Annotated in this window: 24 protein-coding genes; 14 read left to right on the forward strand and 10 right to left on the reverse strand. The window is 64.7% G+C overall.

Annotated elements, in window-relative coordinates; translation table 11 throughout:
* Positions 1 to 8 precede the first annotated feature (8 nt).
* Positions 9 to 260 carry a flagellar protein FliT gene (locus tag CSQ91_RS20535; RefSeq protein WP_306508864.1) on the forward strand — a complete coding sequence of 84 codons (252 nt, stop codon included), beginning with the start codon at positions 9 to 11 and terminating at the stop codon, positions 258 to 260.
* A gap of 413 nt (positions 261 to 673) precedes the next feature.
* Here CSQ91_RS20535 and CSQ91_RS20540 read toward each other — a convergent pair whose 3' ends face one another.
* Positions 674 to 1,795: a type IV pilus assembly protein FimV gene (locus CSQ91_RS20540; protein ID WP_099389459.1), complete on the reverse strand. Its 1,122-nt coding sequence runs from the start codon at positions 1,793 to 1,795 to the stop codon at positions 674 to 676.
* A gap of 172 nt (positions 1,796 to 1,967) precedes the next feature.
* Here CSQ91_RS20540 and fumC point away from each other — a divergent pair, with 172 nt between their 5' ends.
* The 3 genes from fumC to CSQ91_RS20555 all read left to right on the forward strand — a co-directional run bounded on the left by fumC (position 1,968) and on the right by CSQ91_RS20555 (position 4,089).
* Positions 1,968 to 3,362 (forward strand): class II fumarate hydratase, encoded by a 1,395-nt coding sequence (gene fumC, locus CSQ91_RS20545; protein ID WP_070257518.1) that lies wholly within the window; start codon positions 1,968 to 1,970, stop codon positions 3,360 to 3,362.
* Between the two features lie 96 nt (positions 3,363 to 3,458).
* A complete protein-coding gene (locus tag CSQ91_RS20550) occupies positions 3,459 to 3,680 on the forward strand; it encodes an RNA-binding S4 domain-containing protein (protein ID WP_034781865.1) in 222 nt (73 codons plus the stop codon).
* A gap of 124 nt (positions 3,681 to 3,804) precedes the next feature.
* On the forward strand, positions 3,805 to 4,089 hold the full coding sequence (locus tag CSQ91_RS20555; protein ID WP_034781863.1) for a hypothetical protein: 285 nt from the start codon (positions 3,805 to 3,807) through the stop codon (positions 4,087 to 4,089).
* A 129-nt stretch (positions 4,090 to 4,218) separates the two neighbouring features.
* Here the strand turns inward: CSQ91_RS20555 and bufB are convergent, their stop codons facing one another.
* The 8 genes from bufB to CSQ91_RS20595 all read right to left on the reverse strand — a co-directional run bounded on the left by bufB (position 4,219) and on the right by CSQ91_RS20595 (position 11,768).
* On the reverse strand, positions 4,219 to 5,841 hold the full coding sequence (gene bufB, locus CSQ91_RS20560) for an MNIO family bufferin maturase (RefSeq protein ID WP_099389460.1): 1,623 nt from the start codon (positions 5,839 to 5,841) through the stop codon (positions 4,219 to 4,221).
* 17 nt (positions 5,842 to 5,858) lie between these two features.
* The gene (locus CSQ91_RS20565) at positions 5,859 to 6,161 is read right to left on the reverse strand and encodes a BufA1 family periplasmic bufferin-type metallophore (RefSeq protein WP_099389461.1); all 303 of its coding nucleotides are present in this window, start codon (positions 6,159 to 6,161) and stop codon (positions 5,859 to 5,861) included.
* Positions 6,162 to 6,402: 241 nt separating this feature from the next.
* A complete protein-coding gene (locus tag CSQ91_RS20570) occupies positions 6,403 to 6,603 on the reverse strand; it encodes a YjfB family protein (RefSeq protein WP_034781856.1) in 201 nt (66 codons plus the stop codon).
* A gap of 57 nt (positions 6,604 to 6,660) precedes the next feature.
* Positions 6,661 to 7,185, reverse strand: a complete 525-nt coding sequence (gene mobB, locus CSQ91_RS20575) for a molybdopterin-guanine dinucleotide biosynthesis protein B (protein WP_099389462.1) — start codon at positions 7,183 to 7,185, stop codon at positions 6,661 to 6,663.
* A gap of 95 nt (positions 7,186 to 7,280) precedes the next feature.
* Complete coding sequence (locus tag CSQ91_RS20580) at positions 7,281 to 8,741, reverse strand: alkaline phosphatase family protein (protein WP_099389463.1); 1,461 nt, start codon at positions 8,739 to 8,741, stop codon at positions 7,281 to 7,283.
* A gap of 101 nt (positions 8,742 to 8,842) precedes the next feature.
* Positions 8,843 to 9,550, reverse strand: a complete 708-nt coding sequence (locus tag CSQ91_RS20585; protein WP_099389464.1) for a general secretion pathway protein GspB — start codon at positions 9,548 to 9,550, stop codon at positions 8,843 to 8,845.
* 1 nt (position 9,551) lies between these two features.
* Positions 9,552 to 11,192 (reverse strand): ExeA family protein, encoded by a 1,641-nt coding sequence (locus CSQ91_RS20590; RefSeq protein WP_099389465.1) that lies wholly within the window; start codon positions 11,190 to 11,192, stop codon positions 9,552 to 9,554.
* Between the two features lie 51 nt (positions 11,193 to 11,243).
* The gene (locus tag CSQ91_RS20595) at positions 11,244 to 11,768 is read right to left on the reverse strand and encodes a hypothetical protein (protein ID WP_099389466.1); all 525 of its coding nucleotides are present in this window, start codon (positions 11,766 to 11,768) and stop codon (positions 11,244 to 11,246) included.
* Positions 11,769 to 12,181: 413 nt separating this feature from the next.
* On the opposite strand from CSQ91_RS20595, the gene CSQ91_RS20600 reads away from it, so the two are divergent.
* A complete protein-coding gene (locus CSQ91_RS20600; RefSeq protein WP_143451070.1) occupies positions 12,182 to 12,454 on the forward strand; it encodes a hypothetical protein in 273 nt (90 codons plus the stop codon).
* Positions 12,455 to 12,505: 51 nt separating this feature from the next.
* Here CSQ91_RS20600 and CSQ91_RS20605 read toward each other — a convergent pair whose 3' ends face one another.
* Positions 12,506 to 12,793: a hypothetical protein gene (locus CSQ91_RS20605; RefSeq protein ID WP_034759823.1), complete on the reverse strand. Its 288-nt coding sequence runs from the start codon at positions 12,791 to 12,793 to the stop codon at positions 12,506 to 12,508.
* A 336-nt stretch (positions 12,794 to 13,129) separates the two neighbouring features.
* Between CSQ91_RS20605 and CSQ91_RS20610 the strand changes: the two genes are divergently transcribed.
* From CSQ91_RS20610 to CSQ91_RS20650, 9 genes are all read left to right on the forward strand, one after another.
* Positions 13,130 to 14,002 carry a BadF/BadG/BcrA/BcrD ATPase family protein gene (locus CSQ91_RS20610; RefSeq protein ID WP_070257510.1) on the forward strand — a complete coding sequence of 291 codons (873 nt, stop codon included), beginning with the start codon at positions 13,130 to 13,132 and terminating at the stop codon, positions 14,000 to 14,002.
* A gap of 2 nt (positions 14,003 to 14,004) precedes the next feature.
* Positions 14,005 to 14,739 (forward strand): GntR family transcriptional regulator, encoded by a 735-nt coding sequence (locus tag CSQ91_RS20615; RefSeq protein ID WP_052140116.1) that lies wholly within the window; start codon positions 14,005 to 14,007, stop codon positions 14,737 to 14,739.
* Positions 14,736 to 15,848: an N-acetylglucosamine-6-phosphate deacetylase gene (nagA, locus tag CSQ91_RS20620; protein ID WP_034781839.1), complete on the forward strand. Its 1,113-nt coding sequence runs from the start codon at positions 14,736 to 14,738 to the stop codon at positions 15,846 to 15,848. Before CSQ91_RS20615 ends, nagA begins: the two co-directional genes overlap by 4 nt.
* The gene (locus CSQ91_RS20625) at positions 15,838 to 16,851 is read left to right on the forward strand and encodes an SIS domain-containing protein (RefSeq protein WP_034781837.1); all 1,014 of its coding nucleotides are present in this window, start codon (positions 15,838 to 15,840) and stop codon (positions 16,849 to 16,851) included. The genes nagA and CSQ91_RS20625 overlap by 11 nt, the downstream gene beginning before the upstream one ends.
* 131 nt (positions 16,852 to 16,982) lie before the next feature.
* Positions 16,983 to 18,242, forward strand: coding sequence for an ABC transporter substrate-binding protein (locus CSQ91_RS20630; RefSeq protein ID WP_099389468.1), 1,260 nt, complete (start codon positions 16,983 to 16,985; stop codon positions 18,240 to 18,242).
* 7 nt (positions 18,243 to 18,249) lie between these two features.
* The gene (locus CSQ91_RS20635) at positions 18,250 to 19,119 is read left to right on the forward strand and encodes a carbohydrate ABC transporter permease (protein ID WP_034781832.1); all 870 of its coding nucleotides are present in this window, start codon (positions 18,250 to 18,252) and stop codon (positions 19,117 to 19,119) included.
* Positions 19,120 to 19,132: 13 nt separating this feature from the next.
* Positions 19,133 to 19,969: a carbohydrate ABC transporter permease gene (locus CSQ91_RS20640; protein ID WP_070257507.1), complete on the forward strand. Its 837-nt coding sequence runs from the start codon at positions 19,133 to 19,135 to the stop codon at positions 19,967 to 19,969.
* A 26-nt stretch (positions 19,970 to 19,995) separates the two neighbouring features.
* The gene (locus tag CSQ91_RS20645) at positions 19,996 to 21,324 is read left to right on the forward strand and encodes an MFS transporter (RefSeq protein ID WP_052140085.1); all 1,329 of its coding nucleotides are present in this window, start codon (positions 19,996 to 19,998) and stop codon (positions 21,322 to 21,324) included.
* Between the two features lie 14 nt (positions 21,325 to 21,338).
* Positions 21,339 to 22,472 (forward strand): ABC transporter ATP-binding protein, encoded by a 1,134-nt coding sequence (locus tag CSQ91_RS20650; protein WP_099389469.1) that lies wholly within the window; start codon positions 21,339 to 21,341, stop codon positions 22,470 to 22,472.
* Positions 22,473 to 22,597 lie beyond the last annotated feature (125 nt).

Here is a 22,597-nt window from a genome sequence, read left to right on the forward strand (position 1 = left end):
TTGCAGGAATGACCAATAAAATGGTCGTGGCCGCACGTTCGAGCGACTGGGATGGCTTGGATACCCTGGAAAACCAGTGCGCCAGCGCCGCCAGCGCGACCATGACAGGCAAGGTACCCGCCCTGGCCGGCGCCTCGCGCCTGCGCAAGATCGACTTGCTCAAGCAAATCCTGGCAAATGACCGCGAAATCCGCAGCATCACGGAACCGTGGATGACGCAGCTGCCGAGCGCCATGCCAGGTTCGCGCGCCCGCATGTAAGAAACTTGCCGCACCAGAAACGACAAAAGCACCTGCGGGTGCTTTTTTTGCGTCTGCCTCCGTACCAGGGAGCGCGCCATCTGCGGCACCGGGCAAGGAGGGGGAATTTGGAAGGCGAGCCCCAGGTATCTCCTGGCGTCGCCTCGCTGCCGGTTGCATCCGGCGTTCGCGAGCACATCGTCGGCATCGCAAACCGCTTCCAGACCCAGGCGTTTATGCAACGCTACACCTGTTTGCCGCGCCACACTATCGTTGGTGACTGCGCCAGGCTGGGGCTGTTTTATCGTAGAGCAAGTCCACTGAATTAATCATATCACCATCTTTAAGAAATAAGCAACGCGATTGGCAAGCGTTTCCATGTATTTTTTCAATATCTTTTTTTATATCAAATTGTCGTGCCGCCTTGCATCGCGTTAACGCGAGAACGGCTCCGGTTCCGGCTCGGCCCCTACCCCGCCTTCCACCGCTTCCGTCAGCACGGGCACATCCTTCTTTTTGCGGCTGAAGGGCTTGCGCAGCAAGACCCAGTATTTCGACGGCGCGCCCGGCCCGGCCGCCTGCTTGCGCTTGCGCGCGACATACACGATGACCGCCGTCAGCAACAGGAAGGCCAGAGTGCCGATGCCGAGCCACAGCAAGCCATTGCCACCCGCCGCCTTCTCGCCCGCTGGCGGCACCAGGGGCTTGGGCTTGGCATGCGGCACCCGCGCCTCGGCCGGCGCGGCAGCAGGCGCAGCGACGGCGGCAGCGGTGGCAGGCTGAGCCAGCGCCTTTTGCAAGGCGCCGAGCTTGCCTTCCAATTCGCCGAGCTTCTCATTCAAAGCCGCGTTTTTCTCATCCAGCGCCACGCACGCTTGCGCCTGCTCCACATTGGCCTGCGGCGCGCAGGCGGCGACGGGCGCCGTCGCGCGGCGCAACGGCGCCGGACGCAGCGCGGGTACAGCCGGCGCGGGCGCGGCGGGCGGCGGCACGAACACGCGCGCCGGGCGCACGAGGCCCTCGGCGCGCGCGCGGGCCGCCAGCGCGGCGGCATCGGGTGACGGCGCGCCGGCCGCAGCCCGTGGCAACGGTGCGGATACGGGCGCAGGCAACGGAATCGCGGGCCGGACTGGCGCACTGACGGCAGCCGCAGGCGGGGCCGCCGTCAGCCACACGGTACCCAGGCGCACGACGGCGCCATTGCCACTGCCCAACAACAAATACAGATGCACATGACCCGCCTGGATCGCTTGCCGGGTACTCACGCGCACATAGTGGCGCCCGCCGCGTTCCAGCGGACTGATCGTCAATGTTTGCAGGGCCGGATCCATGCCGATGCCCCCGCCGCGGTACACATCGGGCGAAGCCAGGCGCACGGCCACGCCATTGGCTTCCTCGGGCGCCAGGGCTGTCAGTTCGATTTCAGCCAGCAGCGGCTGGCCCACATGCGACAGCACCGCCATCTCGCCCAGTTCGGCCGCCATGACGGGTGGCAAGGCCAGGCTGGCGGCGGCGCACGCGATCAGGGACCAACGGGGAAGGCTGCTGCTCTGCATGGACTGATCACTTTGATAACAGGATAAATAAGGGGAACTCGCCTGTCTTTAACGGCAGGAAAACGCAAAAATATAGATAGGCCAGGGTAAAAATGATGCATTACAGCATCATCCTGTGCCTTTTTTGCGCCTGGAGTACACTCGATCCACCTCTATCGATGAAAGGGATGTCATGAGTAGCAGAATCGAACGCGACAGTTTCGGCCCGATCGACGTACCCGCCGACCGGCTGTGGGGAGCGCAAACGCAGCGCTCGCTCGAGCACTTCCACATTTCCACGGAAAAGATGCCGCCCGAACTGATCGCCGCCTTGGCCACCGTCAAGCGCGCGGCCGCCCACGTCAACCTGGACTTGGGATTACTAGATGGCAAGAAAGCCGTGGCCATCACGCAGGCGGCCGACGAAGTACTGGCCGGCAAGCACGACGCGGAATTCCCTCTGGCCGTCTGGCAGACGGGCTCTGGCACGCAAAGCAATATGAACATGAACGAAGTGCTGGCCAACCGCGGTTCCGAGCTGATCGGCGGCTTGCGGGGCGCCGAGCGCCTGCTGCACCCGAACGACGACGTCAACCTGGGCCAGTCCTCGAACGATATCTTTCCGACCGCCATCCACGTGGCCGCCGCCCTGGCCGTTGCCAACACGGTCTTGCCGCCGCTGCGCCAGCTGCGCGCCACCCTGGATGCGAAAGCCACGGAATTTGCCGACATCGTCAAGATCGGCCGCACCCATTTGCAGGATGCGACGCCGCTGACCCTGGGCCAGGAATTTTCCGGCTACGTGGCGCAACTGGACTTTGCCGAGCACATCATCACGGCAGCGTTGCCGCCGCTGCTGCAACTGGCCGCCGGCGGCACGGCCGTGGGCACGGGCTTGAATGCCCACGTGGAATTTGCCGGCCGCATCGCGGCCGAGCTGGCGCGCCTGACGGGCCAGCCGTTCGAGACGGCCAGCAACAAGTTCGCCGCCCTGGCCGCCCACGACGCCCTGGTCGCCGCCCATGGCGCGCTGAAAACCCTGGCCACGGCCCTGATGAAAATCGCCAACGACGTGCGCTGGATGGCCTCCGGTCCCCGTTCCGGCCTGGGCGAAATCACCATCCCTGAAAATGAGCCGGGCAGCTCCATCATGCCGGGCAAGGTCAACCCTACCCAGTGCGAAGCGCTGACCATGCTGTGCTGCCAGGTCTTCGGCAACGACGTCGCCATCACGGTGGGCGGCGCCTCGGGCAATTTCGAGCTGAATGTCTTCAAACCCTTGATTGCGCACAACTTTCTGCAAAGCGCGCGCCTGCTGGGCGACGGCATGCGCAGCTTCGACGAGCATTGCGCCCACGGCATCGCGCCGAACCGCGAACGCATCGCCGAACTGATGGAGCGTTCCTTGATGCTGGTCACGGCGCTGGCGCCGCACATCGGCTACGACAAGGCGGCGCAAATCGCCAAGCAGGCCCAGCATGAAGGCACGACCCTGAAGGAAGCGGCGCTGGCCCTGGGCTTTGTGACGGAAGAGCAATTCAGTGCCTGGATCGTGCCCCTGGAGATGACGCGCCCCAACAAAAGCTGAGGCTGCACCCTGCATTGCTGGCGGCTTCAGGTAAACTAGGGATTAGTTGAGGTCGTCATCAAGTGTTTAAAACACATCATTGCAATAAGGGATACAATGCAAAAAGTAAGCTTTGATTTAACATCCGAGTTCGTCGAGCTGAACCAGCTGTTGAAACTGGTCGGCCTGTGCGACAGCGGTGGCGCAGGCAAGGTCATGGTCGATAGCGGCGTGGTGAAGGTCGATGGCAAGAAGGAATTGCGCAAGACCGCCAAGATCCGCGCCGGCCAGGTCGTCAGCGTGGGCGATATCCGTATCACGGTCGTCGGCCCCGCTTGATGCCGGCATGGGGCGCGAAAGCAGCCCCATGCGTCCAGCCATCACCGCTGCCAGCCGGCTGCCTGGATCAAGCTGCAACATGTCGTTATTGCCAGATAAATATCGATTGCAGAAGGGAAGCGCCATGGACCATCCCGAACAAGGTACGCGCAGCCAGGAACGCCTGATCGGCGACTTGCGCCAGGTAATAGAAAACGCGGAAGAATTGCTGCGTAACACAGACAAATACACCAGCAGCCTGTACCAGGGGGCGCGCGCCAGGCTGGAACTGGCCCTCGTCGCGGCCACAGCCGAGCTGGCCCGCTTTGAAGAAGAGCAAGTGACGCGCATGATGGACGCCACCCTGGCCGCGAATACCCTGTACCGCGATCAGACGGGCGAAGCGCGCGTGCTGCGGGCCTTCGAATAACAACGCCTGACAAAACCGTAGCGAGCGGAAGGAAGTTGTGGTTGAGAAGCGCAACTGTACGAAGGTACAGTGAGCATCGCAGACCGCAAATTACGACGCGTAGCAGGTTTTGATAGGCGTACTAAACCGTCAGGTCGTCAATACCGCATGCGCCAGCCACTGGCGCAAGTATGCGGCCAGGTCAAATGCCGGATCCAGCTCGAACGCCGCATCGAGCGCGGCGCCAAAGGTCTGCCCCTGCTGCAAGGCCAGCAATGCCGCATGCGCGGCCGCATCCAGTACCAGCACCTGCGCCTTCCAGCGCGTCCGGCATACCAGCGCGTAGCTGGCCACCTGCATCTCTTGCGGAAACATCCCCTGCCCTTCACCATCCTGATGCGCCTGCCATAGGGCCGCCACCTGCCAGCCGGACGCCAGCAAAACGCAAGCGGGATGCAAGGTAAAACAGTGCGCTTCCAGTTGATCGGGATGCAGGGCGGCCAGCGCCTCTGGCGCCAGGCCCTGCGCATCGGCTGCGTAATGTGCCAGGTGCAAGGCCCATTCCAGGCGCGCCATGTCCGGCAGATAGGGCAACTCCGCCACGGGCGGGAACACAGCGAGAAAATCGGCGAAACGGGCGCCAAACTGATTCAAATCAGCGCTATCGGATGGCATCTGCCGGCCATACGCGTGCGCCAGGCCGCCAAAGAATTCCTCCCCCACCAGCGCCAGCACGACGGGGTAGACCTGGCTCAGCGTGCGGCGCCAGTTGGCGCCCAGGCTGCCGCGGTACAGTGAAAAACGCTGCGGCACCGCGTCTCCCGCGAACGGCGGCAAGGCTGCCGCCGTATCCAGCAAGGCTGCGGCAAACGCTTGCTGGCCAGCCGCCAGCGCGTCAAGCGGCACTGGCGCTGGCGAGGACGGCAGCGCCGCTCCCTGCCATGGCGTCTGCGGCACATGCCGCGCCAGCATGGCCTGCGCCTTGTCCGCCTCGCCCAGCAGGATATCCAGCGGCGGTAGATCCGTATCCCATTCGACCAGGGTGGGCACGGCGCCAAAGCGCAGCAAGGCGGCCGCATACAAGTCCCAGACGGGATCGGCCACGGCGGCGCCATGGTGATCGACCACGGCGTGCGGCGTCAGCAGGTGGCCGCCCAGGTGCAGCTCACCCACGCTGCCCGGCGCAATGGACTGCATGGCCGTCAAGGCGTCTTCGCCGTGGTTGCACTGGTTCACATACAAGTTATTAATATCGAGCAGCAGGCCGCAGCCGCTGCGACGCGCCAGTTCCGCCAGGAATTGCGCCTCGCTCATGGCATCGTCGGCAAAACGCAGGTAAGTGGAGACATTCTCCAGCAAGATCGGCCTTTTCAGCACATCCTGCACCCGCCCCACTCTTGCGCACAGTAAATCGAGGGCGGCGCCGTTCAAGGCCAGCGGCAACAGATCGTTGAGTTGCCGCTGCGCCACGGCGCCCCAGCACAGGTGTTCCGACACGAGGGCGGGCTCGATGCGCTCGGCCACGGCGCGCACGCGCTGCAGGTGCGCCTCGGAAAAACCGCGCACGGAACCCAGGCCCAGGCCCACGCCATGCAGGCTGATCGGGTAATCCTGGCGCAGGGTCTGCAGCACATGATGATCCCAGCCCGACGGCTGCAGATAATTTTCAGTGTGTACTTCCAGCCAGCCCACCTTGGGCCGGCGCGCCAGGAAGTCGCGGTAGTGCACGGCGCGCAGGCCGACGCCGGCAAGGGCCTGGATGGTCGGCGGCATGGGCAGGCGGCGGACGCTTACGGTTGCGTGGCCGGCTTGGCAGCCTTGCCGGCCTTGATGGGCTTGACGGAACCGCCCGTCTGTTCGCACGTGCCCTTGGCAACATACGTCCATTCCGTGGGCAGGTTGTCCGCTTCCGCCTGGCCGGCGCAGGAATGCGCGCCATCGGACGAGGCGCAATCGTTCTGCCCCGCCTTGGCCACGCCATAGCATTTTTCCTTGTCGCCAGGGGCGGGGCCATCGTGTGCGGCCGCGTTGATGGTGGTGCCGGCGCAGATGCCCGCGAGGGCGGCAGCGATGAGAGCTTGACGTTTGTTCATGGTGATTCCTCTTGCATGGGTCAAAGTGATGGCGCGCCCCGGGCTGCGCCATGGGCAACGCGAGGTGGTGGACATCATTTTACTGAATCGGCCGCGCCATGGCGAACCATGGTCAATTAGTCAATTTCACAGGAAGGAAGGGAAGGCAGGAAGACAGACAAAAACGCCCACTCGCCACCGTCGAAGACGGTGGTGTGGGCATAGCGATGGCGAGCGCCAGACCGGCGCCGCGGGACTGCGCTCAGGCTGTCGTGTTGATGCGGTTACCGAGGTGGGCCGGCAGGCTCGGCGCCGACTGTACCGGTGGCAGCGCTGCCAGCAAGGCTGTGGCAGTCGAGCTTTGGATATCCTGGGCTTTTTTGAGGACAGTCAAGCCGACGGCTTGCCGCGTGCCTGTCTCCGCCATCGTGGTTGACAGTTGAGCAATGCTTCCGACGTCCATACGTTTCTCCAATGAGGTTCTACCCTTGTTAACGGATGCCGCCGGCAAACCTTTAGCTTATTTTTCCAGTCTTTGCAGCAGCCAGGCCAGCACGTGCTCGCGCGCATTCAAGTCCAGCCATGCTACGCCCTCGCGCAAATCGGCCGGCGCCGGGCTGTCGGACGCGACGGCGACCACATGCGGGTCGTGCGGATACAGGGGCGCCTGCCCCACTTCCGGGCGGAACACTTCCAGCTTGGGGATGGGGTCCGTCTTGAAACCTTCGACCAGGGTCAGGTCTGCCGGCCCCATGCGGGACAATTGCTGCGCCAGGCTCGGTTCCGGCGCGCCGCGCAGCTCATGCACGATGGCAAAGCGGTACGGCGACGCCACCAGCACTTCGGCCGCACCGGCCAGGCGCAGGCGGGCGCTGTCCTTTTGCGGCGGTTCCAGCGCCAGGTCATGGTGGCTGTGCTTGACCAGGTTGACGCGCAAGCCGCGCGCCGCCAATTCCTTCACCACAAATTCCAGCAGGGTCGTCTTGCCGCTACCGGAACGGCCGATCACACCAAGTACCGGGTGTGCGGGCATCGCATCGTGCATGGTCACTCCTTGATTGAGAAGGAATGATTATACGCAGCCCCACGGGCGCCACCGCCTGGCGCAGGCGCCGTGCATTGCCCACCTCATCGCCCAGGTCAAGCGCCTGTGGATTTCCCGCCATTCCCGGCGCCGGCGGACGCCGGCTTGCCGCCCTGCCGCCGGCGCCTGTCCGCTGTCCTGCCCGCCGTTTTATTCGCCGTTTGATTTTTCACCGCCTGCGCATTCCTGGCCATGCGCGCCAATTGCCGGTGGGCGGCGATCGCGCCCGCCTCGGCATCGGATTGGGACGGGGCGGCAGCAGCGGCGGCCCCCTCGCCATCAGACGGGCAGGCGGGCGCCAGCGGCATGAAATCCTGCGCCCGCACATCCGCCTCCCATGCGGCGCGCTGCGCCAGCACGACGGCGGGCACGGCAGGCGCCGCGCGCGGCTGCGCCAGCGTCAGCACGTTCCCCAGGCCGCTGGCGGCCGCCACGCGCGCGCCCATCTGGGGCAAGGCGCCATCGGCGGCACGGCAAAAGCGCTGCAGGATGGTCTTGATGATCGACGTGTGGTCAACCACCTCGTGGCTGACGCTGCCCGGCGCGATCAGCGGCGACACCAGCAGCATGGGCACGCGCACGCCGTAGCGGCGAAACGCGGGGTCGTCGTCGATGGCGGGGCCAGGCGGCACATGGTCGAAAAAGCCGCCGTGTTCGTCATAGCTGAGGATCAGCAAGGTGCGCGTCCAGTCGGGACCGCGCGACAGGGCCTGGTAGACCTGCGCCACGAGCGCCTGGCCGGCGCGGATATCGGCTGGCGGATGGTCGTCATTCTCAAAGAAATGCGGATCGATCCAGCTGACCGAGGGCAAGGCACCCGCCAGGGCATCGCCGATGAAGCCATAGCGGCGCGCGCTGGAGCCGAACGGTTCGTACCATTCGGACGAGCGGTAATGGTCGTCCGTCAGCGCCAGGCTCCAGGGCTTCCAGGCGGAATAAAATTTCCAGCTGACCTGGGCACGCTCGAGGTGGCGCACGAAGGACTTGTTCGCATACAGGGGCACGCGCTTGCTGTCCTTGCTGCCGGCCGCCTTGCCGCTGAGCGCATACAGGCGGTTGGGCCAGGTAGCCCCCGGCACGGAACTGTAGCAGCGGTCGCAGACGCAGAACTGCTGCGCCAGGAAATCGTACATCGGCAAGTCGGCGCCATTGTAATAACCCATCACCAGGTCGATGTCGGGGTCGCCCGGATGCGTTTGCGCATAGTCGTCGACAAAGCCGCCGTTATTGTTTTGCAATTGCTGCGCCACCGACAGGCCCGTATGCGACGGGTCTTGCTGCGGGCCAAAGGCCGTGCGCCGCAAATGGTGCACGGGGTAGGTCACGCCCGCATGCACGTTGGCATGGCTTGCCTGCAAGCCGTCGATATCGGTGCGCCCGCCTTCCAGGCTCAGGTAGCCGAGCATGTGGTCAAACGAGCGGTTTTCCATCATCAGCACGACGATATGGTCGATGCGCGCCAGGTTTTCAGGCACATCCACATCAAGGACACCCTCACCAGCTGCGGCAGCAATCATCGGAACTCCCCCGGCCGCGCACACGGTCGCAGCGACCCTGGTTCGACCAGGCCTGGCCAGTATGGTTCAGCGTTAGCGGTCCGGTCTTGATGCGCAACAGCTCAATACGGCACGCGGTAGCGGTAGCCCTTGAAACTGAAGATGGCTGCCTTCGGCTGCAACTTTTCCAGCACCAGGCCGGGCGCCAGCTCCTCGCCTTCGTGGCGCAGTACCTTGTCGATCAACAACAGGCGGTCGGCCGGATTCTTCGAGTAGATATAGCCCCCGATGGCGACCGGGGGAATTTGCCGCTGTATCGGCTCGGGCAAGTCGCGCATGGCGGGCACCGTCTCTTCGGCTGACGGCGCGGGCGCGGGCATAGTCGGCGCCGCAGCGGGAGCGGGGACTGGCGCAGCCGCCTGCCCTGGCGACTCTTGTTTCGGCTCCGGCACAGGTCTGGCATGGTGCACGGGGGCGGCGGCGACCGCCGCCGGCACGGGGGGGACTTGCGCGACAGGAACTGTCGCAGGCGCGGGAGCCGCTGGTGGCGGCGCTGCCGGCATCGGCGCGGGCACGGCCTGGGCCAGCACGGCTGGAACGATAGGAATCGCCGCAGGCGCGTTGGCCGCGGCCTGCCAAGGCTGCCACAGCAGCAGCGTGGCAGCCACGGCCACCGTCACGCCGCCCAGCGCCAGCCAGACGGGCGCGCGCCGCGCCACGCCGGACGCGGCGGTGTCGTGCAGCTGCACTTGCAGTGCGTGGATCGACGGCAACTCGCCCAGCTGGCGCTCGGCTTGTGATTTTTTCAGTGCTTCAAGTATGTAGGACATCTTATTTCCCCGCCACCAGCGCCGTCGCAGCGGGCGCCGCCACGGCAGGAGCTGCGCTGCTCAGGCGCGGCTCCGAATTGTCACCCAGCTGCATCAGGCGTATGAATGTTTTCGGGCCTGCCAGGCCATCGGCCCGCAGGTTCTGGCGCTGCTGGAAGGCGCGCAACAGGCCTTGCATCTCGGCATCAAGCGGCAGATTGGCGGCCGGCGCCGGCAAGCCCTGCTGTTGCGCCAGGCGCTGCGCCAGCCAGTCCACGTCGGCGCCGCGGGCGCCCAGCGGCACTTCGTCGCGCCAGTTGCGCGGGGCGCGCCAGAAGGTCGTGAAACTGCCATCGCTGCGCTGTGCCAACTGGGCCAGCGGCAGGCTTTGCTGTTTGCCATCGAGCATCAGTGTGGCCGTCTCGTCCTGCAAGCGCGTCAGCAGCGCCAGCTGTTCCACACCCTCCGCACCGCGCAAGGCCAGCATGGCGGGACGGTCCAGCACGCGCAGTTCGGCGATGCCGCCCCGGCTGTGCAGGCAGCGCAGGCCGGCGCGGGCGCCCGCCTGGCAAGCGTCGCCGGCCGGCAACTGCTCGCCCCACAGGCTGGCCAGCTGGCGCAGCACGGCGTTGCGGTCCGGCACGCTGACGGGCGCGGGCGCGGATGCGGATGCTGCGGCAACCACCACGCTGGATGCGGCCGGCGCAGAGGCTGCCACGGCAGGTACAGCGGGCACAGCGGACGGGCGCGGCATGAAATGCCAGGCCAGCGCGGCCGTGACCACGGCGCCGGCCAGCACGCCGCCCGTCACGTGGACCCAGCGCAGGCCCCGTCCGGCAGCCGGCTTGCCCTCTTCCGCAAACACTTCCTCGGCGGCACGGCGCAGGATCTGGCGCGTCACCTGCGGCTGGTTTTCCACGTAGGCGCCCAGCAACGCGCGGTCGCACAGCAGGTTGATGCGGCGCGGCACGCCGTGGCTCATGGCATGGATGGGCGCCATCAGGCGCGGCGCGAACGGCGTCTGCGCCGTGCTGCCCGCCACGGCCAGGCGGTGGCGGATATAACTGGCCGTCTCGTCCGCCGTCAGCGACCCCAAATGATAGCGGGCGATCACGCGCTGCGCCAGCTGCTCCAGTTCCGGCCGGGCCAGCATGGCGCGCAATTCCGGCTGGCCGATGAGGATGATCTGCAGCAGCTTGCGCTCGCTCGTCTCCAGATTGGTCAGCAAGCGCAACTGCTCCAGCACGGCGGCGGACAGGTTTTGCGCTTCGTCGATGATCAGCACATTGTTCTTGCCCTGCGCATGGCTGGCCAGCAGGTGCGCATTGATGGCGTCGACATAGCCTTTCACGCTGGCCACGCCGGGCGCCACGGCGATGCGGAATTCCTCGCAGATCGACAGCAGCAATTCCTCGACGGACAGTTTCGGATTGAAGATATACGCGAGCTGGCAGTTTTCCGGAATCTGCTCCATGAAGCAGCGGCACACGGTGGTCTTGCCGGCGCCGATTTCTCCCGTCAGCAGCACGAAGCCGCCGCCGCTGCCCACGCCATACAGCAGGTGCGCCAGCGCTTCGCGGTGGCGTTCGCTCATGAACAGGTAGCGCGGATCGGGGGCGATCGAGAACGGCGATTGCTTGAGCTGGAAATAATGCGTGTACATGGAGACCCTGCGGATGAAACGATCAAAATGCGCGGCGCCAAGCCGAACCCCTCATCGGGTGCGGGCGGGCGGCAACGGCTTGTATTTGGCGCAATACACTTTCGCCTTGCTACGGAAGTAGACGATTTTACTGCCAGGCACGGAACCACGGACAGGAAAGGCGGAATTGTCGAGTTTATTGAAACGCAGGCCCAAGGCGCCGCGGATGGCGGGTTCCAGCTTTTCCGGCGTCGAGTCCGCCACCACGCCCATGAAGACGAGGGGGCTGGTGTCGTCGCTGACGATCACGTCGGTAATCGGCGCGCCCCACAAGGTGGCGTCCGTGCGGAACCAGTAGGCGCCCCCTTCATGCTTGTAGGCCGGGCCGAAGGCCGTCAGCAAATAGGCATAGAAGGCCTTGTTGTCGATCTGGTCGATGCACAGCACGGCATTGCCCACCACTTGCCCGAACGTGGACGGCGGCGGCTTTTGCTGCGCCAGCACGCCGGACACGGGCACGCCAATGGCCAGCAAGGCGAACGCCGCCAGCAGGGCCGGCGCACGCCACGGGCGCATCAATGCACGGCGCACGCGCATGATCAGTGCTTGCGCTCTTCTTTCTTGACCTTCTTGGCTTCCTTCTTTTCCTTCATGGTCTTGGCCGGTTCCTTCTTGGCTTCCTTCTTGCTGTCCTGTGCCTTGCTCATCATCTACTCCATGCCTGGGCGGAAATGCCTGGGCCATTATGACACTCCCCCATGAAAATGCCACGTCATTTCCCCCATGCAATGAATCCCGCCCGGCAAGCACAGGCAGCGCATGCACTTATTTGCAAAAAGACGTTTGCATTTTGATTTTATTATGTTTTAATACACGAAATTTATAAATAGATATCATTTCGGTGCGGCATGAGCAGCGCCGGAAAGCATACCAACTGGGGACAGGACATGGGCCGGCATACGGCGGGACCATGTGTCATCGACTTACAGCCCTCGGCGGAAACAGACAATATGATGAGAAAGATGATCTTGCTGGGCGCGGCCCTGTCACTCTGGGCCGCTGGCAACATGCATGCGGCAGACACGCCGCCGATTCAAGTGGCCGCCTACCAGGCGGCGCCCGCCACCCTGGCCATGCAGCTGGCCAGCTTCCAGTCACCGAACGCCAGCCGGCACGCCTCCGGCCCGCATGAACCGGCCACCCATTCGCTGCTGCTGGTCGCCATCTTGCTGCTGAGCCTGCGCATGCGCGCGCGCCCCAGCAGCGAAAAATTCAGTACCTGACGTGAAAACGGCCGCGCAAGGCGGCCGTTCCATCCACACGTCAGCGCACTATCAGTGCAGGCACAGGCGGCGGCGCGTCTTTTCGATCAGCGCCGCATCGTAGGGATACAGGTTCTCGATAAAGAACAATTCCGTTTCCGCCTCGTCTTCCAGGCACATTTCGATCATGACCGGGCCATCGCTTTCGCGGCCCAGGAAATCCTTCGGCCAGCGGTTCTTGCGGTGCGTGCGCATCATTTCCATGCCCAGCGCGGCCAGCGGCGCCGACACGCCGGCGGCCAGCGCCTCTTGCTGCCAGTCGTCCCAGTACTCGCTCTTTGCTGCCTTGTCGTTCATCATGCTCTTCCAACTCAGGTGTAAAAGGCGGACTTTACTCTTCATGGCGTCCCTTGCCAAGCAATACTGCAGCGCGCGGCACAGACCAGTCTGAAAAAATTGGCATTAAACAAGGCCAATTTCAATACCATTCACGACGCACAAAAACTCCTTTATTAACAAACACTTGCAATCACACCCTCGGGCACGGCGCGCCATCGCGCAACGCATTTATTAATACCACTTAAATACCTGTTGACAAGCCATCGGGGCGACAATATAGTGCCTTCAGCTTTTTCGCCGCCCGACAAATAAAAGAACCGAGACAGGCGCATTCAACCAAACGCGGGACTGCACAACATGATCGAATACATAATCGGCGTCGACGGCGGGGGCAGCGGAACCCGCGTACGCCTGGCGCGCCTCGACGGCCAGGAACTGGCGCAGGGACAAAGCGGCCCTTCCGGCCTGGGACTGGGCATCGAACGGGCCTGGACTTCCGTGGCGCATGCCGTCACCCTGGCCTTCCGCGCCGCCGGCCTGGAACAGCCGCCGCTGCAGCGCATGGCCATCGGCCTGGGCCTGGCCGGCGTGCACAACAAGCAGTGGGCCGCCAGCTTCGTCGAACACAATCCCGGCTATGCCTTTGTGGCACTCGAATCCGATGCCCTGACCACCCTGCTGGGTGCGCATGCGGGCCAGCCGGGCGCCATCGTTGCCATCGGCACGGGCAGCGTGGGCGAAGTGCTGCACGCGGACGGCAGCCGCCATGAAGTGGGCGGCTGGGGCTTCCCCTCGGGCGACGAGGCGGGCGGCGCCTGGATCGGCATGCGCGCCATCAACCACGCGCAGCAGGTGGTCGACGGGCGCGTGCCCGGCAGCGCCTTCGCCACGGCCATCATCGATGCCTGCGGCGGCCAGCGCGACGCCATGCAGGTGTGGCTGGCCGCCGCCAGCCAGACCAATTTCGCGCAATTGGCGCGGCTGGTGCTCGAACACGCGGCCAGCAATGCGGTGGCGCGCACCATCCTGATGGATGCGGGGCAGCAGATCGCCCTCATCGCCAGGGCCCTCGATCCGGCTGGCACCTTGCCCGTGGCCCTGTGCGGCGGCCTGGCGGCGCCCTTGTCGAGCTACCTGCCGGCGGACTTATTGCAACTGGTCGTGCCGGCACAGGGCGACTCGGCCGCAGGCGGCCTGCGCCTGATACGCAAGTACTTGCAGGAGCAATGACCATGCTGGCCAAACTGTCCGCCTTCAAACCCAATCCGGCCAGCGACACGCCGCTCTACATGCAGCTGGCGAACATGCTGTCGGACGGCATCGCCAGCGGCGACTGGCGCGCCAACCAGGCCTTGCCTTCCGAGCGCGTACTGTCGGACATCCTGGAAATTTCGCGCGTCACGGCGCGCAAGGCCATCGACATGCTGTGCGACCGGGGCATGCTGACGCGCAAGCGCGGCTCGGGCACCTACATCACGCCCAAGCTGGAACAGCCGCTGTCGCGCCTGACGAGCTTTTCGGAAGAGTTGCGCCAACGGGGGTTTACCGCCGGCTCGCGCTGGCTGCAGCGCGATATCGGCTCGGCCGCGCCGCTGGAGCTGCTGTCGCTGGGATTGTCGCCGCACATGCCGGTGGCGCGCTTGCGCCGCCTGCGCACGGCCGACGAAGTGGTGATGGCGATCGAAACGACCACCATCCCCGCGCTCTACATGCCGGACCCGCAGCAGGTGACCGATTCGCTGTACGGCTATCTGGAGTCGCGCGGCACCATCCCGATGCGCGCGCTGCAGCATATCCGCGCCGTCAACGCCACGGCGGAACAGGCCAAGCTGGCCAATATCAAGACGGGTGAAGCCATGCTGCACATCACCCGTGTCAGTTATCTCGACAACGGCGCAGCGGTGGAACTGACCCACTCGTATTGCCGCAGTGATTATTATGAATTCGTAGCGGAGTCGCGCAGATGAGCAGCACTATCAAAGGCAATATCCTTACCCCCGGCGGCTGGATCCACGGCGCCATCGCCTTCGGCGAGCGCGTCGACAGCATCACGGGCGAATCCCTTCACCCGTCGGGCAACAGCGACGACTATATTTTGCCGGGCTTTATCGACCTGCACGTGCACGGCGGCGCCGGCAAGGACATCATGGAAGGCGGCGAAGCCGTCTACACCATCGCGGCCATCCATGCGCGCCACGGCACCACCAGCCTGCTGGCCACCACCATGACGGCGCCGCCGGAAGATATCGACATGGCCCTGACGGCCATCGGCATCGCCGCCAACCACCGCCGCCCGAACACGGCGCGCGTGCTGGGCGCCCACCTGGAAGGTCCGTACATCAATTCCGGCAAGCTGGGGGCGCAGCCGAACTATGCGCGCGCCGCCAACCTGGCCGAAATCGAACGCCTGCAAACCCTGGCCAAGCTGCGCGTCATCACCGTCGCGCCGGAAATCGCCGGCCACCTGGACCTGGTGCGCGCCCTGGCCGATGCCGGCGTGCGCGTGCAGATCGGCCACACGCTCGGTTCCTATGAAGACGGCGTGGCCGCGCTGGAACACGGCGCCATGGGTTTCACGCATCTGTTCAACGCCATGAGCGGCCTGCACCACCGCGAGCCTGGCATGGTCGGCGCCGCCCTGGCGCACGCCGAATACGCCGAACTGATCCCCGACCTGCTTCATGTGCATCCGGGCGCCATCAAGGTGGCCCTGCGCGCCATCCCGCGCCTGTACTGCGTCACCGATTCGACCGCCGCCACCGGCATGCCGGACGGCGAATACATGCTGGGCCGCCACGCCGTGCAGAAATGCATGGGCGGCGTGCGTCTGCCCGACGGCACGCTGGCGGGCAGCACCCTGACCCTGGACCAGGCGCTGCGCAACCTGGTGGGACTGGGACTGGACCTGGCCGACGCGTCCAAGCGCGTGTCGACCAATGCCGCCGATTACCTGGGCCTGGAAGAACGCGGCCGGCTGGCCCCCGGTACTTACGCCGATCTGGTGGTACTCGATCGCGATCTCAAACTCAAAGCTGTGTATATAGAAGGAGAAATCTGTGACCTCAATGATGCTTAAAGAAGCCATTTCCGCCGCCGAATGCGTCGCCCTGCAACTGGCCAGCGACACGGAACGCTACGCGGAACTGGGCCGCAAATTGAGGAGCACCTCTTTCTCGACCGCGCTGACCATCGCGCGCGGCAGCTCGGACCACGCCTGCAACTACGTCGCCTACCTGATCATGGCGCGCCTGGGCCGTGTCGTCGCATCCCTGCCGATGTCGCTGGTGACCCTGAACAAGTCGCCGCTGGTGACGCGCGACACCCTGGCCATCTCGATCTCGCAATCGGGCCAGAGCCCTGACGTGGTCGAGCCGATCCGCTACTTCCGCGACGGCGGCGCCACCACCGTGGCCCTGGTCAACGATATCGAGTCGCCGCTGGCGCACGCCGCCGAATGGGCCATGCCCCTGCGCGCCGGCAAGGAACAAAGCGTTGCCGCCACCAAGAGCTTCATCACCAGCCTGGTCGCCGGCGCACGCATGGTGGCCCAGTGGCAGAACGACCCTGAACTGCAGGCGGGCCTGGAAGCGCTGCCTGAAGCGCTGCTCGAAGCGACCCGCGTCGACTGGTCGCCCGCCATCGACGTGCTGGCTCCGGCCCGCAACATCATGGTCGTGGGACGCGGCATCAGCTTCCCCGTGGCGCTGGAAGCGGCGCTGAAATTCAAGGAAACCTCGGCCCTGCAGGCGGAAGCCTTCAGCGGCGCCGAAATCAAGCACGGCCCGATGGCCCTGATCGAAGACGGTTACCCGCTGCTGATTTTCGCCACGCGCGGCCCGACGCAAGCCGGCCTGCTGCAGCTGGCAACGGAGATGCGCGGCCGTGGCGCCAAGGTCTTGCTGGCGGCGCCAAGCGATGTGGCCGAGCGCGACCTGACCCTGCCCGTGGCGGCCACGCCGGATCTCGATCCGATCGTCGCCATCCAGTCCTTCTACGTGATGGCGGCGAAACTGTCGGCCGCGCGCGGCATGGACCCGGATGCGCCGCGTCACCTGAGCAAGGTCACGAAAACCAATTAAGCAGTACCCGGCAACCCGCCCCCGGCACGGGGCGGGGCTGCCGGCAGAAGCACCCGAATATAAGCGACGGCAAGGGCATGTACCCGCGCCGCGGACTCATGGACATTGGAGCGCCACGCTCCAGGATAAAAATGACGATCAAGAGACTGTTGGCGGTTGTTGCCTGCGCGGGCCTGCTCGCGCCGCAGGCATGGGCTGCCGAGAAAATCGAATTCTGGACCTTCAGCATGAAGCCCAAGTTCACGCCGTATTTCAATGCGGTGGTGGCGCGCTATGAGGCGCAGAATCCCGACGTCAAGATCGAATGGATCGACTTCCCGTGGGACGTCATCCAGACCAAGCTGGTCACGCGCATCGTGGCCGGCACGCCGCCCGCGCTGGTCAGCCTGAACGTACCCTGGGCCGACGAATTTGCGCGCGACGGCTTGCTCACGCCCGTCGATGGCCTGATCAAGGAAGCGCGCGCCAGCTACATTCCCAGCGCCCTGGACGACTTGCGCTTCAAGGGCCGCACCTACGGCTTCCCCATGTACAGCAATGTCGCGGTGATCGCCTTCAATACCGCCATTTTCAAGCAGGCGGGACTCACGCGCGGCCCCGCCAGCCTCGATGAACAACTGGCGTACGCGCGGCAGATCGCGCAACGCACGGGCAAGGCCGGCATCGCGCCCGCCCTGTCGAAGATCGATGGCCTGTTCATGCAGCAGGGCCTGGCCGTCATCACCGGCAACCGCGCCGTCTTCAATTCGCCGCAGCACGTGGCGCTGGTGCAGAAACTGGCCGACACCTATAAAGTGGGCGGCCTGCTGAAGGAAAGCCTGTTCGCCGAAGACAATTTCCCCGCCGTGATCGACGCCTACAAGGGCGGCCGCCTGGGCATGCTGCTGGCGCCGCCCACGGCCATGCAGCGCATCCGCGGCGATGCGAAAGACATCTACGCCATCACCGACGTGGCGCCCGCGCCGCTGGGTCCGACCGGCATCGCCGACGGCGGCTGGCTGGTGCACTTCGCCATTCCGAAAGGCGTGCCGGCGCGCCAGCTGCCATCGGTCGGCAAGTTCGCGCGCTTCCTGACGAACGACGAGAACCAGCTGGCCTTCGCCAAGCAGGCCAGCGTCTTCCCCACCACGGTGAAAGCGGCGGCCGACCCGTTCTTCCTCGCCACGCCGCAGAACGCGGGTGCGGCCGAAAAGGCGGTGGCCGCCGGCGCCCTGTCGATGGGCCACTCGCGCACCCTGTACGTGGCCGGCATCGACGACTACGACGAGTTGCGCCGTTCGCTGGTGAAAGCCGTCGAGGCGGGCGTGACGGGCAAGCAGGATGTGAAGCAGGCGCTGGACCAGGCCGTCGCCATCTGGAACCGCAAGCTGGCCACCATGCCGCGCCACTGAGGACGCCATGAAACTTACCCACCGCCATACCGTGCAAGCCTGGCTTTTCCTCACCCCCGCCCTGCTGCTGCTGGCCGCCTTTTCCTTCTGGCCCGTCGGCTACGGCTCCGTGCTGGCCTTCACCGATTACAGCCTGATACGCGAGACGCGCTTCGTCGGCCTCGATAACTTCCGCTACATCTTCAACAACGAGATGTTCGTCTCGGGCCTGAAAAACTCGCTGATGTTTTTGCTGATGGTACCCTTCGTGCAGGTGGGCGCCATCGTGCTGGCCGTGCTGGTCAACAACCGCCTGCCCGGCATTCGCCTGTTCCGCGCCGCCTTCTACGTGCCCGTGGTGACCACCGTTTCCGTGGTCGGCATCATGTGGGGCTTCATGTTCCACGAACAGGGCGCGCTGAACTACGTGATGATGACCTTGAAGCTGGTGAACGCGCCCGTGGGCTGGCTGTCGAACGACAGCCTGGCCCTGTTTGCCGTGATGTTCGTCACCCTGTGGCGTGGCCTGGGCTGGTACATGGTGATGTATCTGGCGGCCCTGCAATCGATCCCGTCGGACATGCAGGAAGCGGCCATGCTCGATGGCGCCAACCGCTGGCAGCGTTTCTGGAAGATCACCGTGCCGATGCTGCGCCCCACCATCATGCTGTGCTCCATCCTGTCCGTGCTGGCGGCCCTGAAGGCTTACCAGGAAGTCGATGTGCTGACCCAGGGCGGCCCGATGAATTCCACCTTCACGGCGCTGTACTACGCGTATGACCAGGGCCTCAAGCACTTGAAACTGCCGCGCGCGCTAGCGGCCAGCTTCGTCGTCTCGCTGTTCTGCATCGGCATCGCCCTGCTGTGTCTGCGCTACCTCAAACCCAAGCACCGCTGACAGGGGAATGACCATGAAAACCCGTTCCCGCTCCCTGAAAACGCGCCTGCACATACTGGGCCACTATGCCGTGCTGTGCGCGATCGCCGTCGTCTGCGTCTTCCCCTTCTGGTGGACCCTGGTGACGGCCATTTCCACGGAAGGCAATATCTTCGCCTTCCCGCCCACCTTCTGGCCGAAGGCGCCGTCCTTCGACAACTTCATCGAAGTGTTCAATGCCATCCCGATCTGGTCGTTCTTCAAGAACTCCGTGCTGATCGCCGTGTTCACCGTGTTCTGGAAACTGCTGCTGTGTTCACTGGCCGCGTATCCGCTGGCGCGCCTGAAATTCCGTGGCCGCAAGCTCGTGTTCGGCCTGATCCTCGCCACCCTGGTGCTGCCGTCCGAGGTCAACTTCCTCGTCAACTTCATCACCATCACGCAAATGAGCCTGGTCGATACCTACACGGGCGTGATCCTGCCCAACGTGGTGACGGCCGTGGCCATCTTGCTGCTCAAGCAGGCGTTCGAGGAAGTGCCGCAAGACCTGATCGACGCGGCGCGTGTCGATGGCGCTACCGAGTGGGTCATCTTCAGCCGCATCATGCTGCCGCTGATTACGCCATGGCTGGCCACCGTCGGCATCCTGACGGCCGTCGAATCGTGGAATGAATACATCTGGCCCTCCATCGTCATGAGCAAACCCGATGAATTCCCCCTGTCGGTGGGCGTGCTGTATTTGCGCGGCACCTTCGGCAGCAGTACGCGCGTGATCGCCGCCGGCACCCTGATCACCATCGTGCCGACCCTGCTCGCCTTCCTGTTTACCCAACGCTTCTTCATGCGCGGCATGGACGGCGCAGTCAAATGAAAACGTCTCTCGATAAGGAAGCCCCCATGCACGACCAGCGCATCAGCATCAGCAAAAAAGTCCGCAGCCCGATTTCCTGGGTGCCCACCTTGTACTTCGCCCAGGGCTTGCCGTTCTACGCCGTGGCCCTGGTGGCCGGCCTGATGTTCAAGAGCATGGGCGTGCCGAACGACCAGATCGCCCGCTGGACGGGCCTGATCGGCTTTGCCTGGGTCTTCAAGTCGCTGTGGAGCCCCTTCCTGGAACTGGCGTCGAGCAAGAAGACCATGGTGGTGCTGTTCCAGTTCGCCGGTGGCCTGAGCCTGGGCCTGATCGCGCTGGCCCTGCAAACGCCGCTGTGGTTCGCCGCCTGCATCGCCGTGCTGTTCGTCGCCGCGCTGGCCTCGTCCACGCACGACATCGTCTGCGACGGCCTGTATATCGCCAGCCTGTCGGACAAGCAGCAGGCGGCCTACGCGGGCTGGCAAGGCGCCTTTTTCAATGCGGGCAAGTTCATCTCGCTGGGCGGCCTGGTGATCCTGGCCGGCTACCTGGAGAAAAAAATCGGCATCAAGCCCGCCTGGTCGGTGATCTTCCTGATCATCGGCGCCATGATGCTGTCGCTGGCCGCGTACCACCTGTGGGCGCTGCCGCAGGTGCGCAATGCGGCCGTGGCCGACAAGAGCGTGGCCGGCATCAGCCGCACCCTGTGGGACGTGCTGGTGGACTTCCTGAAAAAGCCCGGCATCTGGGGCATGATCGCCTTCATCATCCTGTTCCGCGCCGGCGAGGCGCAAGTGCAGACCATCGGCCCGCTGTTCCTGCGCGAAGCGCGCGAACTGGGCGGCCTGGGCCTGTCGACGACGGAAGTGGGCGCCGTGTACGGCACGGCCGGCACCGTGGCATTCCTGCTGGGCAGCATCGGCGGCGGCTACTTCACTTCGTGGCTGGGCCTGAAGCGCGCCATGTTCTTCCTGATCCTGGCCATGAACTTGCCGAATCTGGTGTTCTATTACCTGAGCCACAGCATGCCGACCGACCTGACCCTGATCACGGCCGCGCTCAGCGTGGAGATGTTCGGCTATGGCTTCGGCTTCGTCGGCCTGATCCTGTTCATGATGCAGGTGGTCTCCGTCGGCAAGTACCAGACGGCCCACTATGCGTTCGCCACCGGCGTGATGCAGCTGGGCTTCGTGCTGTTCAAGATGATCAGCGGCGACATCCAGACGGCGCTCGGCTACAAGACGTTTTTCCTGTGGGTGCTGGTGTCGGCCGTGCCCGTATTGATCCTGTCGCGCTTCATGCGCATCGGCCCGAAGGATACCTCCGACCAGTCTGACGCCGGCGCCACGTCCGCGCCGGCCAGCGCAAGCTAGGAATCGCACAGTCCATGGCACACATCGCATTAAAGAATATCGTCAAGCTGTATGACGACAAGCACCCGGTCATCCACGGCATCGACCTCGATATCCGCGACGGCGAATTCGTCGTCTTCGTGGGGCCCTCCGGCTGCGGCAAATCGACCCTGCTGCGCATGATCGCCGGGCTGGAAGACATCACCGACGGCGAGCTGCATATCGGCGGCAAGCTGGCCAACGATATCGCGCCGGCCGAGCGGGGCCTGGCCATGGTCTTCCAGAGCTACGCCCTGTATCCGCACATGACGGTGTACGAAAACATGGCCTTCGCCCTCTCCCTGGCGGGACACAAGAAGGCCGAGGTGCGCGCCGCCGTCGAGCGCGCGGCCGACATCCTGCAGATCACGCCACTGTTGAAACGCAAGCCGAAGGACCTGTCGGGCGGCCAGCGCCAGCGCGTGGCCATCGGCCGCGCCATCGTGCGCAAGCCACAGGTTTTCCTGTTCGACGAACCGCTGTCGAACCTCGACGCCTCGCTGCGCGTGCAGATGCGCGTGGAAATCTCGCGCCTGCACCAGGAACTGAAAACCACCATGATCTACGTCACGCACGACCAGGTCGAGGCGATGACCCTGGGCGAGCGCATCGTCGTCTTCAATGGCGGGCGCATCGAGCAGGTGGGCAGTCCGCACGCGCTGTATAACAATCCCGGCAACCTGTTCGTGGCCGGCTTCCTCGGCGCACCAAAGATGAACTTCATCGCTTGCACGGCCGTTGCCAGCGGCCCCGGCTCGGTGGCCGTGCGCCTGCCCGGCGGCGCCGTCATCGACGTCGAGGCGCAGGGCGGGAGCGTGGCGCAGGGCGACGGGCTGACCCTGGGCGTGCGCGCCGAGCATGTCAGCCTGCAGCACGGGGACAATGCGGACGGCAACGTGATCGACGCGGCCGTCAGCCATGTCGAATACCTGGGCGACGTGGCCATCGTCTACGCCAGCATGCCAGGCGTGGCCGAGATGCTGGCCGTCAAGCTGCCGGCCGAGGAAGGCTTGCGCCAGGCAGGCGACGCCATGCGCCTGCACCTGCCAGCGCAGCGCTGCCTGCTATTCGATGCCGCAGGGCAAGCCCTGGCACGCACGTTTGCCGCACCCGCTCAGCCGTTTATGTGACAATAGCCGTTTTGTATCATGCCGCTTCTGTTTGACCTATGCAGGCAGAACGGCAGAAATGTGTTTTTCGAGCTTCCTTGCCCCTCTGGCAATGCCACTGCACGATGTTGCGGTTGCCAGTGCCG

The organism is Janthinobacterium sp. BJB301 (genome assembly GCF_002735685.1).
Lineage (GTDB): Bacteria > Pseudomonadota > Gammaproteobacteria > Burkholderiales > Burkholderiaceae_D > Janthinobacterium > Janthinobacterium lividum.